This window comes from Microbacterium sp. NPDC087591 (assembly GCF_044743625.1).
GTDB lineage: Bacteria > Actinomycetota > Actinomycetes > Actinomycetales > Microbacteriaceae > Microbacterium.
This window is the reverse complement of the sequence record NZ_JBIUWU010000001.1, coordinates 42319-55463: the sequence shown is the minus strand read 5'-3', so window position 1 is coordinate 55463 and position 13145 is coordinate 42319. Positions and strand designations below refer to the sequence as shown.

The window sequence follows — 13145 nt, the reverse complement described above, 5'->3', positions numbered from 1 at the left end:
GTTCTGTGCCGCTGCCGGGCAGCCGCCGCGGCGACCCCCAAGGAGTTCCATGCCTGCCACCCTCGTGACATTCGCCGATGGATCCGTCATCGGCGAGGGCACTGTCACCCATGTCGAGGCCTCGTCCGAGGGGGCGGTCGTCGTGGTCGACGCGACGCCCTTCCACCCGGTCGACCACACCTGGCCCGACCAGCCGGGTGACTCCGGTGCGCTCATCCTCGGAGACGCCCGCGTGGTCGTGGCTGAGGCGGTCATGGCGGCGGTCAGCGACGAGGGAGACTTCGCGGTCGGTGCCGACATCCCGGTCAAGCGGGGAGCCGAGGGATGGACGTGGCTCGTCGGGCACCGTGTCGATGGCGACATCCCGTCGGAGCTGATCGAGGGCGCCGCCGTGCGCCTCGAGGTGGACGCCGCTCATCGCGCCGGACTCAGCCGCGGTCACACCGCGTGCCACCTGGCGTCGCTCGCCCTCGACCTCGCCGTCGCCGATCTCTGGCGCAAGGATCCCGGCGCCGACGCGCTCGGCACCCCCGACTTCGAGGGCCGGGCGAACCAGTCCAGCCGCATCCACGAGGACGGCAGCGTGGATGAGTACCGGCTCGGAAAGAGCCTGCGGCGCGCGGGTTTCGACACCGAGACATTCGCCTCGACCCTGGCCGATCGCGAGACCGCGATCAACGCGCAGCTCGCGGCATGGGTGGCGTCGGCTGCGACCAGTCGCATCGTGACCGAGGGGCCGACGATCGTCGACCGCCGCCGCTGGCACTGCGCGCTGCCCGAGGGGGAGGCCGTGATCCTCTGCGGAGGCACGCACGTCGCCTCGCTCGCGGAGTTCGCCGTGATCTCGGTCGCCCTCGACCTCAGTGACCCGCAGCTGCTGGTGATGACGACGACGGTCGTTCCGTCGGCCTGAGCGCCGCCCGCGTCACCACATCGCGCGCAACACGCGCTCGGCATCCGCCGCGGTCAGACCGCTGCGCCGTGATGCCTCCACGAGAGCACGGGCGGCATCCGCGACCTCCTGGGAGACCGCGGTGGCCGTGCGGCTGACTCTGGTGCCCGCCCCGGTGCGCGAGATGACGAGTCCGTCCTCCTCGAGCTGGCGGTAGGCCTTCGCGACGGTGCCAGGAGCGATGCCGAGATCGGAGGCCAGCTGTCGCACGGAGGGGAGGCGTTCGTCAGCGGCGAGCCGTCCCGTCGTGATGAGTCCACGGAGCTGGCTGTGCACCTGCTCTGCCGGTGTGCCGCCGGTCGGCGTGAGCGCGATGATCATGAGGCGGATGCGGTCACCGCAGCCGGCTGCCGGACCGGGCTCGGGATCGCGGTGAGCGCGATGACGATCCACATCGCGAGTCCGGCGGTCAGCGCGATGACGCCGCACCAGTCCAGCGTCGGACCGAGCGCCGCGAAGGGCGGGGTGACCGATACGGCGCCGAGCTCCGTCGTCGTCGTGCTGCCGATCAACGATGCGGTGCCTGCCAGTGACCGGAGCACGACCGCGAGATGGATGAGCAGCGCACCGCACGCGGCACGGCCGATGTTCGAGGCACGGAGTCGGCGCACCGCACTGTCGTGCGTGATGTCATCGCTCCAGGCGGGACGGGGGAGCAGCGCCCAGGCTCCGGCGGTCGCGACCAGGAGCACGGTGACGCCGGCGAGCGCCGGGACCGAGTAATGCCAGCCGTAGATCCCGGTGCCCATCTCGGTCCCGGTGGTGCCGATCGAGATGGTGTAGATCGTGTAGCGCCCGTCCTCGTCGAGTCCGGACGCGTTGCCGGCTGCCACCGAGAGCGCCACGATGATCGCCGCGACCGCCAGTGACGTGATGATCCAGCGCACGGAGACGAAGGACATGATCGTGCGCCGCGAGACCTGTGCGACCGCTCCGCGATGCCGCGATGTCGGGGGGATGGCCAGGAGGATCACGGCGGCGACGCCGAGCATCAGCGGCGCCATCGACCGGACGTCGAGGTCGAAGAACCCGAGCGGTGGGATGACGAACGGGAACCACACCAGGGCAGCCATCGTGAGCGCGGGGATGCCGCCCGCTGCGGCTGTGAGCCAGGAGGCGGGCGCGCCGATACGGGGCAGTGGAGGCAGATTGATCAGGCGGACGCCGATCGCCACGATCACGGCAACGGCGATCGGTGCGGACGCGAGCAGCAGGATGGTGAGCATCGCTCCTCCAAAGTGTGTTGATGAGTTGATACAAAATGTATCAACTCTTCAATACATATGGCTAGTGCGCGTCCGTGCGGCACCGCGCGGTTCAGATCTCGAACTCGACCTCACCGCGACCGATGTCGGCGCGGACGACCCTGAGCCGGACCACGTCTCCGGGTTTCGCCCCGGTGGGAAGTGGAGCGGAGGCCGTCACGGCAGGTGCCGCGATCTGGATCGTCGCCCGCTCACCACGGGACTCGATCACGGTGGCGTCGACCATCGATCCGACGAACGGGGTGAGTAGTGCGGCTTCGACCGCGTTGACGGTCGCCGCGTTCAGGCGGGAGGCGCGCTGGCCGGACTCCTGCATGAGGGCAGGCAGCGCCGCGAGCGAATCCCGCGTCCAGGCGGGCACCTCTTCGCCGCGTGACACGGCGAGGCAGATGACGAGTGACCACCGGTCGACCAGACGTCGCAGCGGCGCCGTCGCATGCGCATACGGTGCGCCGATCGCCGCCTGCACGGTGGCCGACGGGGCCTCGCCGTCGAAGGCGACGTAGCCCGCGCCGCGGAACAGCATGGATGCCGCCTCGAGCACCGGAAGCGTGAGCGGGTCGGCCCGGTTCAGGCCGCGCAGGTACTCGCCGTACTCGCCGGAGGTCCACGGGCGTCCGAGAGCCGCAGTCTGCAGGCGGAAGGCATCGAAGGACTTCTCGTCAGGCTTCGGCATCGTGCGCAGGATCCCGACGCGGGCATCCAGCATCGTCGATGCGGCCGCCATACCGGTCATCAACGACAGCTGCGCGTTCCATTCCTCGACGGGGAGGGGGCGGCGCCGTTCGATCGCATACGTGCCGTCTTCCGTGCGCACGACCTCTTCATCCGGGAGGTTCAGGCTCGCCCCTCCGCGCAGCCGCTCCTGCTCGATGCGCAGCGCTCCGAGCTCGGGCAGCAGCGCCCAGGGGCCGTCCTCACCGCGATCCACCGCGGCCTGAGTCGTGACGTAGTCGAGCTGCGCGCGCGAGCGGATCAGCGCCCGTTCGACCCGGAAGTCGGCGACGGCGCCGGCGTCGTCCAGCGCGAACGTCCAGACCAGCGCCGGGCGATCCACGTCCGCGAGGAGGGAGGCGCGGTCCTCGCTCAGCACCCGAGGGTGCAGGGGGATGGATCCGTCCGCCGCGTACAGCGTCTGGCCGCGACGCCGTGCCTCGGCATCGACCGCTCCGCCGGGCTCGATGAAACCCGGAACGTCGGCGATCGCATAGCGTGCCGTGTACCCGCCCGATCGCCGCTCCAACTGGAACGCCTGGTCGAGATCGCGTGAGCCCTCGGGGTCGAGTGTGACGAACGGGATGTCGCGCAGGTCGAGCTCGGGTGTGGCGGCGCGTGCCCCCTCCGCTTCCGCGAGCACCTCCGCGGGAAACTCCACCGGGACGTCGGGCGACTCGCGCAGAGCCGCGAGGGCGGTGGCGAGTTCGGTCTGCGCGGCTGAGGGCGCGACATGCGAGCGGCGCTGGGGCATGTTCCCCAGACTAGGTGCGCGAGACGGCCCGTTCGCGGACATGGCGCGTTAGCGTGGAGTCATGACCACTGCAGCTGCCAAAGCCCAGACCCTCGTCGGACTCTATGACGCTCCGGAGATCCTCCGTGTCGTGAACGTGTGGGACGTCGTATCCGCCCGCGCCGTCGCCGCGCTCCCCGAGACCCACGCGATCGCCACGGCCGGACACGGCATCGCGGCCTCGTTCGGCTACGAAGACGGCGCCACGCCCCGTGACCTCATGATCGACATGGTCGGTCGCATCGCGGCATCGGTGCGCGTTCCCGTCAGCGCCGATCTCGATGACGGCTACGGAGATGCGGGGGAGACCACCCGCCTCGCGATCGGCGTGGGCGTCGTCGGCGCGAACATCGAAGATCGGCTCAAGCCGTTCGACGAGTCGGTCGCCGCGGTCGAGGCGATCGTGAAGGCCGCAGAGGCGGAGGGCGTGCCGTTCGCGCTCAACGCCCGCACCGACGCGTTCGTGCGCGCCGGTGGCCGCCCGGTACAGGAGAGCATCGCCGACGCGATCCAGCGCGGACGCGCCTACATCGACGCCGGTGCGACCGCGGTGTTCGTTCCCGGCCTCCTCGATGCGAACGTCACTCGTCAGCTGGTCGAGGGGATCGGTGAGCGCAAGGTCAGCGTGATCGGAGTCCCCGGTGCGCTCGCGGCGTCCGAATACGAGAAGATCGGCGTCGCCCGCATCTCCTACGGCCCGCTCCCGCAGCGCGTGGCCCTGACGGCGCTCCAGGAGCTCGCCGCGAGCCTGTACAAGGGCGGCGTCGTCCCCTCCGGACTCCCTGCCCTGAACTGATCGGGGTCGACCCGGACGAGTGACCGCGGATCAGTAGACTTGCTCCGTGGTCACTCGTCTATCGAACTTCTTCCTCCGTACGCTCCGTGAGGACCCCGCCGAAGCGGAGGTCGTCGGACACAAGCTCCTGATCCGCGCCGGGTACATCCGCCGCCAGGCCGCCGGTATCTTCGCCTGGCTGCCACTGGGTCTTCGCGTCAAGTCGAAGATCGAGACCGTCGTGCGCGAGGAGATGGCCGCCGCGGGTGCCCAGGAGGTGCACTTCCCGGCCCTCATGCCCCGTGAGGCCTACGAGGCGACGGGACGCTGGGAGGAGTACGGCGACCTGCTGTTCCGTCTGCAGGACCGCAAGGGCGGCGACTACCTGCTGGCCCCCACCCACGAGGAGGCCTTCACGCTACTCGTGAAGGATCTGTACTCCTCGTACAAGGATCTTCCCCTGACGATCTATCAGATCCAGGACAAGTACCGCGACGAGGCGCGTCCGCGTGCCGGCCTGCTCCGCGGACGCGAGTTCACGATGAAGGACGCCTACTCCTTCGACTCCTCCGACGAGGGCCTCGAGGCCAGCTATCAGGCACAGCGTGATGCGTACGAGCGCATCTTCCAGCGCCTGGGGCTCGAGTACGTCATCGTGCAGGCGGATGCCGGGGCCATGGGCGGCTCGCGCAGCGAGGAGTTCCTGCACCCCACCCCTGTCGGTGAGGACACCTTCGTGCGCAGCGCCGGCGGCTACGCGGCGAACGTCGAAGCGTTCACGACCGCCGTGCCCGAGCCGATCGCGTTCGACGCCGACGCCGCGCCCGTGATCTTCGACTCGCCCGACACTCCGACCATCGAGACGCTCGTCACGCACGCCAATGCGCACCTCGACGGGGAGTACACCGCGGCCGACACGCTGAAGAACGTCGTGCTCGCGCTCACTCACCTCGACGGCTCTCGTGAGCTGGTCGTCGTCGGTATCCCCGGCGACCGCGAGGTCGACGAGAAGCGCGCAGAGGTCGCATTCGCGCCCGCCGAGGTCGAGACGGCCACGGCCGACGACTTCGAGAACAACCCCCTGCTGGTCAAGGGCTACATCGGCCCCTGGTCGCCCACGGGTGCCGTGCTGGGCGAGGAGTCGGCCACCGGCATCCGCTACCTGGTCGACCCGCGCGTCAGCGAGGGGTCGAGCTGGATCACCGGCGCGAACCTCGACGAGAAGCACGCCCACTCCGTGGTAGCCGGCCGTGACTTCTTCGCCGACGGCATCGTCGAGATCGCGAACGTCCGTGCCGGAGACCCGGCGCCCGACGGGTCTGGGCCTGTCGAACTCGCCCGCGGCATGGAGATCGGACACGTCTTCCAGCTCGGCCGCAAGTACGCCGAGGCACTCGGCCTCAAGGTGCTGAACGAGAACGGCAAGCTGGTCACGGTCACCATGGGTTCCTACGGCATCGGGGTGACCCGCATCCTGGCGATCATCGCCGAGCTGAACAACGACGACAAGGGTCTGATCTGGCCGGCGTCGGTCGCGCCGTTCGACGTGCAGGTGGTGGCCGCCGGCCGCGACCAGGTCGCGTTCGATGTGGCCCAGGACATGGCCGAGCAGCTCGAGTCCGCCGGCCTCGATGTGCTCTACGACGACCGCCCCAAGGTCTCGCCGGGCGTGAAGTTCGGGGACGCCGAACTGGTCGGCGTTCCGAAGATCGTGATCGTGGGCCGCGGCGCCGCCGACGGCCAGGTCGAGCTGTGGGATCGCGCATCCGGTGACCGCGACGCGGTCTCGGTGACGGAGGCGATCCAGCGGCTCTCCCGCCGCTGAGCCCTGACGCCCTGAACGCCGCGCCCGCCTCGAGCGGGCGCGGCGTTCCTCGTCCTGTCGACGTTCCGGTGAACGGTGGCTGACCTCGGCGTTGCGTCGGTCGCCGCCTCCGCGGGTCGTGCCACGCTGGAGTCATGACCGACGAACCGCTGCCCGAAGCTCTCAGCACCGAGATCAATGCCGTCCTCGACGACGCGGGAGTGCACTCCGACCGACGGCTCGTGATGCGGCTGCTGCGCACGGCGATCCTGCTGGGGGAGGACGGCGCGGATCGACTGGACCTGAAGATCGCCTCTGCGGCGCTGGCTGAGATGCGCGACGCGTTCCGCCTGTTCGCACCGTTCCGCGGTGTGCCGAAGGTGACGGTCTTCGGCTCCGCGCGCACGCGTCAGGACGATCCGCTGTACCTGCAGGCGCGGGACGTCGCCGAGGTGCTCGCGAAGGACGGCTGGATGGTGGTCACGGGTGCGGGGCCCGGGATCATGCAGGCCGCCGCCGAGGGCGCCGGGCCCGAGCGCTCGCTCGGCGTCTCGATCCGCCTCCCGTTCGAGGAGAAGGCGAACGGCCTCGTCGCCGGCCAGGACCACGTGGTGGCGATGAAGTACTTCTTCACGCGCAAGCTCATGCTCATCAAGGAGTCGCGCGGCTTCATCTGCCTCCCCGGCGGGTTCGGCACGCTGGACGAGATGTTCGAGCTGCTCACCCTGCAGCAGACGGGCAAGGCGGAGCCGATGCCGATCGTGCTGCTCGATGAGCCGGGCGGCACATTCTGGCAGGGGCTGCGTCGCTTCATCGATCAGGAGCTCGCGCCCGCGGGTGTGATCTCGGATGGCGACTTCGATCGCGTCGTCATCACGGATTCCGTCGAGGCGGCCCGCGACGAGATCACGGGCTTCTGGCGCAACTATGACTCGCTGCGGTGGATCGGCGACGAGCTCGTCCTGCGCCTGCGCGTGGCGCCGACCGACGCCGAGATCGACGATCTGAATGACCGGTTCGCTCCGATGCTCGATTCCGGCCGAATCCGACGCACCGAGCCGCGTCAACCCGAGATCGCGGATGGCGACCTTCTCGAGCTGCCGCGCCTGGCCCTGCACCTGGAACAGCGTCAGGTCGGCAACCTGTTCCGGCTGATCGGAGCGATCAACCAGCTGCCGTCTGCTGCTCCCGCGCGGTGATGCCGGCGGCGAACGCCGCGAGGTCGACGGGGCGTCCGAGGATGCGCTCCGCGGCGCGGTGCCCGGAGTAGTACGCGGCGCCGACGGTGGCGGGCTCATCGCCCCAGGTGGCTTCCCCGGCGAAGTGCAGCACTCCGTCGACCGGGCCGGCGAGGGCATCGTGGTCGTGATGCGATGAGCCCGTCGCGAGATGCGAGTAGGAGCCGATCGAGAACTCATCGTCACCCCAGTGCGTGATCCAGTGCGCGATCGGCTCGCCCACGGCGTCTCCGTAGAGCCGGCGCAGCGCCACGAGCACGTCGGCCACGACCTCCTCGTCGGGCAGGGCCTGCATGCGACGCCCGAACGGCCCGGCGGCGAAGGTGAGCAGAGTGGGGATGCCGCTGACGGCGGAGACGTCGTACCAGGAGTGCCAGTGCTCACCGGCCTCGCCCAGCGCCCGCACCACGTAGCTGTCCTCATTCCAGAACCGTTCGGGGAACTGCAGGAAGATCTTGTTGAACACGCCCATCCCCAGGCGCTCTATCGGGCCGGTCACCTCCTCGGGTAACGCGGGGTCGAAGGCGATGCGACCGGCCTTGAGCACGCCCAACGGCACGGTGACGATCACGCGGTCGGCCGTGAAGTCTCCCTGTGCGGTCGACACCGTCACGCCGTCCGCGTCGCGGCGGACCGCGGTGACGGTGTGATCGAGGCGGATGTCCAGCCCGGCGCCGATACGGCGGGGGAGTTCGTCGTATCCGCGGGGGAAGATGACCTCGTCACCGTCGATCGCATCCTCATCGAGTCCGTGAGCATCGAGGTCGCCGATCCAGGCGCCGCACTGCTCTTCGACCCGGTGGCGGAAGAACTCGCGGAGCTCGTCGATGCGCTCGGGTGCGAATCCGCTGCGATCCAGGGCGCGCTCGGCGACATCGAGGTAGGTGTCGCCGGGGGACGAGGAGGCGATCTCCACCGCGAGCGCGGCATCGGCGGCATCGACGTCGGCGACCCACTGCGCGGTCTCCGCGTCATCCAGACGACGCCCGTCGCCGTCGAAGTTCTCGATCGGCCGGCCACCCGCCTGGAAGCTCCCGACCGTGTATTCCAACGTCGGGATGCCCAGTGCCTGCACGAGCTCCCACAGCGGCGAGTCGTCGATGCCGTGGATCCACGACGCGCCGCGATCGACCGGGAACCCGGCGGAGCGATCCGAGTGCATGCGTCCGCCGATGCGGTCTCGCCCTTCGAGCACGACGACGCGCTGTCCGGCGTCAGCCAGCATGCGCGCGCTCGTGGTTCCGGACATCCCTGCTCCGATCACAATCGTGTCGAACTCGGTCACTGGGTCCTCCTGCGGCGTCTCTGCTCGTCTTCGGGGTGGCCGCCGTGACATGCGGCGGTGGGCACAGGGTATCGTGGTACGGATGTCGCGCGTGCACACAGGCGCGACGAGAGCTGAATAGGGAGGCCGTCATGGACATCGAATTGAGTCTGCTGCGAGGGATCGAGAAGGAGAAGGCGATTCCCTTCGATGAACTCGTCTCCATCATCGAACAGGCGATCATGACGGCGTACTCGAAGCACGTCGCTCCGGAAGGGCCGACCCCGGAGGGCGTGCGCGTCGAGCTGGACCGCAAGACCGGTCATGTGGCCGTCCTGCAGGTCGTCCGCGACGAAGAGGGCGCCATCATCGGCGAGGAGGACGCGACGCCGCACGACTTCGGCCGCATCGCCGCCTTCGCAGCCAAGCAGGTCATCAGTCAGCGCCTGCGCGACATCGCCGACGATGTCGTGCTGGGCGACTTCAAGGACAAGGAAGGCGACATCGTCGCCGGCGTGATCCAGCAGGGTCCCAACCCGCGCATGATCCACGTCGATCTCGGCTCGGTCGAGGCGATCCTCCCACCAGAAGAGCAGGTTCCCGGGGAGGTCTACACGCACGGCTCGCGTCTGCGTGTCTACGTCACCAGCGTCGCCAAGGGGCTCAAGGGGCCGCAGATCACCGTGTCCCGCACGCACCCCGGCCTCGTGCGCAAGCTCTTCGCGCTGGAGGTCCCCGAGATCGCAGCCGGTCTCGTCGAGATCGTCGCGCTCGCCCGTGAGGCGGGTCACCGCACCAAGATCGCCGTCGTCGCGAACGACGCGTCGATCAACGCCAAGGGCGCATGCATCGGGGAGCTCGGACGACGCGTGCGCGCGGTCACCGAAGAGCTCGCGGGGGAGAAGATCGACATCGTCGACTACAACCCCGAGCTCGCCGCGTTCGTCGCGAACGCGCTCTCGCCGGCCAAGGTCACCAGCGCGTTCATCCTCGACGCGAACACCAAGGCCGTCCGTGCGCTCGTCCCCGACTATCAGCTGTCGCTGGCGATCGGCAAGGAGGGCCAGAACGCTCGTCTGGCCGCCAAGCTCACCGGGGCGAAGATCGACATCCAGCCGGACAGCGTGCTCGACTGATCGGACCGGATCCGGCCGACTCGGTGGCCGCACGCGCGAAGCGAGACGGAACGCAGGTGTAAGATGGAACCCGTACGAACGTGCGTCGGTTGTCGCACGCGTGCTCCCCGCTCCGCCCTGCTCAGGGTGGTGTCCCAGAACGACATCCTCGTCTCCGATGAGCGTGCTGTTCTGCCGGGGCGCGGCGCGTGGGTGCATCCGACACCCGAATGCAAGGAAGCCGCCCTACGGCGCCGTGCATTCGGACGAGCACTGCGTGTGACCACTGAGCTGGACACACGGAACTTCGAACAGAACCCACCAAGAAACAAAGGCTGAACAGCTATGGAAACAAAGTGAACGGCTCGAAATGAGACCCGTCCGCGACTAGTGGTCTGCCCTGTCTGGGTGGACCGACTCAGACAGGAGAATTGTGGCTGGTAAACCACGCGTACATGAGATCGCCGCCGAACTCGGCGTCGACAGCAAGATCGCACTTGCAAAGCTCAAGGAACTCGGCGAGTTCGTGAAGAGCCCGTCGTCGACCATCGAACCGCCCGTCGCGCGCAAGCTGCGAGCGGCGATCGAAGCCGATGCATCCCTCAAGCCTGCCGCTGATGCGGCACCGGCGGCGGCTAAGCCTGCGGCGAAGCCCGCCGGCAAGCCCGCGCCGACCCCCGGCCCCAAGCCGGGCCCGAAGCCTGCCCCGGAGGCTCCGGCCCCCGTCGAGGCTGCTCCGGCACCCGCGGCACCTGCCGCACCGGCGCCTGCTGCCCCCGAGGCCGCCAAGCCGACCGACGATGCAGAGGCGAAGCCCGCGGACAGCGGTGCTCCGAAGCCTGGCGCCCCGCGTCCGGGGAACAATCCGTTCTCCTCCGCGCAGGGCATGGGGCAGCGTCCCGCAGGGCCGCGCCCCGGCAACAACCCCTTCGCCTCGGCGCAGGGCATGGGGCAGCGCCCCAGCCCGACCCCCGGCAACATCCCCCGTCCGCAGGCACCGCGTCCCGGTGCACCGCGCCCGGGTGCTCCTCGTCCCGGTTCCCCCCGTCCCGGCGCTCCGCGCGGCGGACAGGGCGGTCGTCCCGGTGGCGCTCCGTTCCAGCAGCGGCCAGGCGGCCCCGGCCGTCCCGGCGGTGCCGGTGGACCCGGCGCCGGACCCGGTGCACGTCCCGGTGGCGGTTTCGCCGGTCGGCCCGGTGGTGGTGGCGGTCGTGGCCGTGGTCCTGGTGGAGGTACCGCTGGTGCCTTCGGCAAGGGTGGCGGCAAGAGCAAGCAGCGCAAGTCGCGGCGGGCGAAGCGGCAAGAGTTCGAGATGCGGAGCGCCCCGGTCGTCGGTGGCGTCAACGTCACCCGTGGCAACGGGGAGACCATCCGCATGCGTCGCGGCGCATCGATCGCGGACTTCGCCGACAAGATCGAGACGCTGACCGGTTACACGGTGCAGCCGGGAACCCTGGTCACGATCCTCTTCAACCTCGGCGAGATGGCCACGGCCACCGAGTCGCTGGACGAGGCGACGTTCGAAGTCCTCGGAGCCGAACTCGGCTACAAGATCCAGATGGTCTCGCCGGAAGACGAGGACAAGGAGCTCCTGGAGGGCTTCGGTCTCAACCTTGAGCAGGAGCTCGAGGAGGAGAGCGAGGACGACCTCGAGATCCGTCCCCCCGTGGTCACCGTCATGGGTCACGTCGACCACGGTAAGACCCGTCTTCTCGACGCGATCCGTCAGACCAACGTCATCGAGGGTGAAGCCGGTGGCATCACCCAGCACATCGGTGCCTACCAGGTCTGGACAGAGCACGAGGGCATCGAGCGTGCGATCACGTTCATCGACACCCCGGGTCACGAGGCGTTCACCGCCATGCGTGCCCGTGGTGCCCAGGTCACCGACCTCGCGATCCTCGTGGTCGCAGCCGACGACGGCATCATGCCGCAGACGGTCGAGGCGCTGAACCACGCCCAGGCGGCGAACGTGCCGATCGTGGTCGCGGTGAACAAGGTCGACAAGCCAGACGCCAACCCCTCGAAGGTTCGTCAGCAGCTCACCGAGTACGGTCTGGTCGCCGAGGAGTTCGGTGGCGACGTCATGTTCGTCGACGTCTCTGCTCGTGCCGGCACGGGTATCCAGGAGCTCCTGGACGCGGTGCTGCTCACAGCCGACGCCGGTCTCGACCTCACCGCCAACCCGAACAAGGGTGCCCGCGGTGTCGCCATCGAGGCGAAGCTCGACAAGGGGCGCGGTTCGGTCGCCACGGTGCTCATCCAGTCCGGAACGCTCCGGATCGGTGACGCGATCGTCGCAGGCACCGCCTACGGCCGCGTGCGTGCCATGGCCGACGAGAACGGCGAGCAGGTCCTCGAGGCCTACCCGTCGCGTCCGGTGCAGGTGCAGGGTCTGAACTCCGTGCCGCGCGCCGGTGACGTCTTCATCGTCACCGAGGAGGACCGCATGGCCCGCCAGATCGCTGAGAAGCGTGAAGCGGTCGAGCGCAACGCCCAGCTGGCCAAGGCCCGCAAGCGCATCTCGCTCGAGGACTTCACCCGTGCTCTCGAGGACGGCAAGGTCGAGTCGCTCAACCTCATCATCAAGGGTGACGTCTCCGGTGCCGTCGAGGCTCTGGAGGAGTCGCTCCTCAAGATCGAGGTCGACGATTCGGTGCAGCTGCGCATCATCCACCGTGGTGTGGGTGCGATCACCGAGTCCGATGTGAACCTGGCGACGATCGACAACGCGATCATCGTGGGCTTCAACGTCCGCCCCGACACGAAGGCGCGCGAGCGCGCCTCCCGTGAAGGTGTCGACATCCGGTTCTACTCGGTCATCTACAACGCGATCGACGAGATCGAGAACTCCCTCAAGGGCATGCTCAAGCCGGAGTACGAAGAGATCCAGTCGGGTGTCGCCGAGATCCGCGAGGTGTTCCGCTCCTCCAAGTTCGGCAACATCGCCGGTGTCATCGTGCGGTCGGGAACGATCACGCGAAACGCCAAGGCTCGTGTCATCCGCGACGGTGTCGTGCTGGCCGATGGTCTCGCCATCGAGTCGCTGCGCCGCTTCAAGGACGACGTCACCGAAGTCCGGACGGACTACGAGGCGGGTATCGGCCTGGGCAAGTACAACGACATCCAGATCGGCGATGAGATCGAGACCACCGAGCTCATCGAAAAGCCGCGAGGCTGATAGTCACACAGTGATCTTCGGGCGCTCTTCGCGCTGGCTCCTCG

Annotated in this window: 11 protein-coding genes; 7 read left to right on the top strand and 4 right to left on the bottom strand. The window is 68.8% G+C overall.

Annotation, left to right across the window (positions count from 1 at the left end; all coding sequences use genetic code 11):
• Positions 1-49: 49 nt before the first annotated feature.
• The gene (locus ACIOVG_RS00255; RefSeq protein WP_400867914.1) at positions 50-913 is read left to right on the top strand and encodes a hypothetical protein; all 864 of its coding nucleotides are present in this window, start codon (positions 50-52) and stop codon (positions 911-913) included.
• A 12-nt stretch (positions 914-925) separates the two neighbouring features.
• Here the strand turns inward: ACIOVG_RS00255 and ACIOVG_RS00250 are convergent, their stop codons facing one another.
• The 3 genes from ACIOVG_RS00250 to ACIOVG_RS00240 all read right to left on the bottom strand — a co-directional run bounded on the left by ACIOVG_RS00250 (position 926) and on the right by ACIOVG_RS00240 (position 3685).
• Positions 926-1273, bottom strand: a complete 348-nt coding sequence (locus tag ACIOVG_RS00250) for a GntR family transcriptional regulator (protein WP_400867912.1) — start codon at positions 1271-1273, stop codon at positions 926-928.
• Entirely contained in the window at positions 1270-2178 is a 909-nt protein-coding gene (locus ACIOVG_RS00245) for a hypothetical protein (RefSeq protein WP_400867910.1), read from the bottom strand. Before ACIOVG_RS00245 ends, ACIOVG_RS00250 begins: the two co-directional genes overlap by 4 nt.
• A 91-nt stretch (positions 2179-2269) precedes the next feature.
• Positions 2270-3685, bottom strand: coding sequence for an RNB domain-containing ribonuclease (locus ACIOVG_RS00240; protein WP_400867908.1), 1416 nt, complete (start codon positions 3683-3685; stop codon positions 2270-2272).
• 61 nt (positions 3686-3746) lie between these two features.
• Between ACIOVG_RS00240 and ACIOVG_RS00235 the strand changes: the two genes are divergently transcribed.
• The 3 genes from ACIOVG_RS00235 (at position 3747) to ACIOVG_RS00225 (ending at position 7502) form a co-directional block, all read left to right on the top strand.
• On the top strand, positions 3747-4520 hold the full coding sequence (locus ACIOVG_RS00235; RefSeq protein ID WP_400867906.1) for an isocitrate lyase/phosphoenolpyruvate mutase family protein: 774 nt from the start codon (positions 3747-3749) through the stop codon (positions 4518-4520).
• 46 nt (positions 4521-4566) lie between these two features.
• Positions 4567-6324, top strand: a complete 1758-nt coding sequence (locus ACIOVG_RS00230) for a proline--tRNA ligase (protein ID WP_400867904.1) — start codon at positions 4567-4569, stop codon at positions 6322-6324.
• Between the two features lie 134 nt (positions 6325-6458).
• On the top strand, positions 6459-7502 hold the full coding sequence (locus tag ACIOVG_RS00225) for a TIGR00730 family Rossman fold protein (protein WP_400867902.1): 1044 nt from the start codon (positions 6459-6461) through the stop codon (positions 7500-7502).
• Here ACIOVG_RS00225 and ACIOVG_RS00220 read toward each other — a convergent pair.
• Positions 7468-8826, bottom strand: coding sequence for a flavin monoamine oxidase family protein (locus ACIOVG_RS00220; protein ID WP_400867901.1), 1359 nt, complete (start codon positions 8824-8826; stop codon positions 7468-7470). The two genes, ACIOVG_RS00225 and ACIOVG_RS00220, sit on opposite strands and share 35 nt — an antisense overlap.
• 131 nt (positions 8827-8957) lie before the next feature.
• Here ACIOVG_RS00220 and nusA point away from each other — a divergent pair, with 131 nt between their 5' ends.
• The 3 genes from nusA (at position 8958) to infB (ending at position 13101) form a co-directional block, all read left to right on the top strand.
• Positions 8958-9941, top strand: a complete 984-nt coding sequence (gene nusA / locus ACIOVG_RS00215; protein ID WP_400867899.1) for a transcription termination factor NusA — start codon at positions 8958-8960, stop codon at positions 9939-9941.
• 63 nt (positions 9942-10004) lie between these two features.
• Complete coding sequence (locus ACIOVG_RS00210; RefSeq protein ID WP_400867897.1) at positions 10005-10259, top strand: YlxR family protein; 255 nt, start codon at positions 10005-10007, stop codon at positions 10257-10259.
• Positions 10260-10353: 94 nt separating this feature from the next.
• Positions 10354-13101 (top strand): translation initiation factor IF-2, encoded by a 2748-nt coding sequence (infB, locus tag ACIOVG_RS00205; protein ID WP_400867895.1) that lies wholly within the window; start codon positions 10354-10356, stop codon positions 13099-13101.
• Positions 13102-13145 lie beyond the last annotated feature (44 nt).

What these genes read in the sequence shown, in the direction of transcription:
- ACIOVG_RS00255 (WP_400867914.1), top strand. Translation starts at nt 50, where the DNA reads ATGCCTGCCACCCTCGTGACATTCGCCGATGGATCCGTCATCGGCGAG.
- ACIOVG_RS00250 (WP_400867912.1), bottom strand. Translation starts at nt 1,273, where the DNA reads ATGATCATCGCGCTCACGCCGACCGGCGGCACACCGGCAGAGCAGGTG.
- ACIOVG_RS00245 (WP_400867910.1), bottom strand. Translation starts at nt 2,178, where the DNA reads ATGCTCACCATCCTGCTGCTCGCGTCCGCACCGATCGCCGTTGCCGTG.
- ACIOVG_RS00240 (WP_400867908.1), bottom strand. Translation starts at nt 3,685, where the DNA reads ATGCCCCAGCGCCGCTCGCATGTCGCGCCCTCAGCCGCGCAGACCGAA.
- ACIOVG_RS00235 (WP_400867906.1), top strand. Translation starts at nt 3,747, where the DNA reads ATGACCACTGCAGCTGCCAAAGCCCAGACCCTCGTCGGACTCTATGAC.
- ACIOVG_RS00225 (WP_400867902.1), top strand. Translation starts at nt 6,459, where the DNA reads ATGACCGACGAACCGCTGCCCGAAGCTCTCAGCACCGAGATCAATGCC.
- nusA (WP_400867899.1), top strand. Translation starts at nt 8,958, where the DNA reads ATGGACATCGAATTGAGTCTGCTGCGAGGGATCGAGAAGGAGAAGGCG.
- ACIOVG_RS00210 (WP_400867897.1), top strand. Translation starts at nt 10,005, where the DNA reads ATGGAACCCGTACGAACGTGCGTCGGTTGTCGCACGCGTGCTCCCCGC.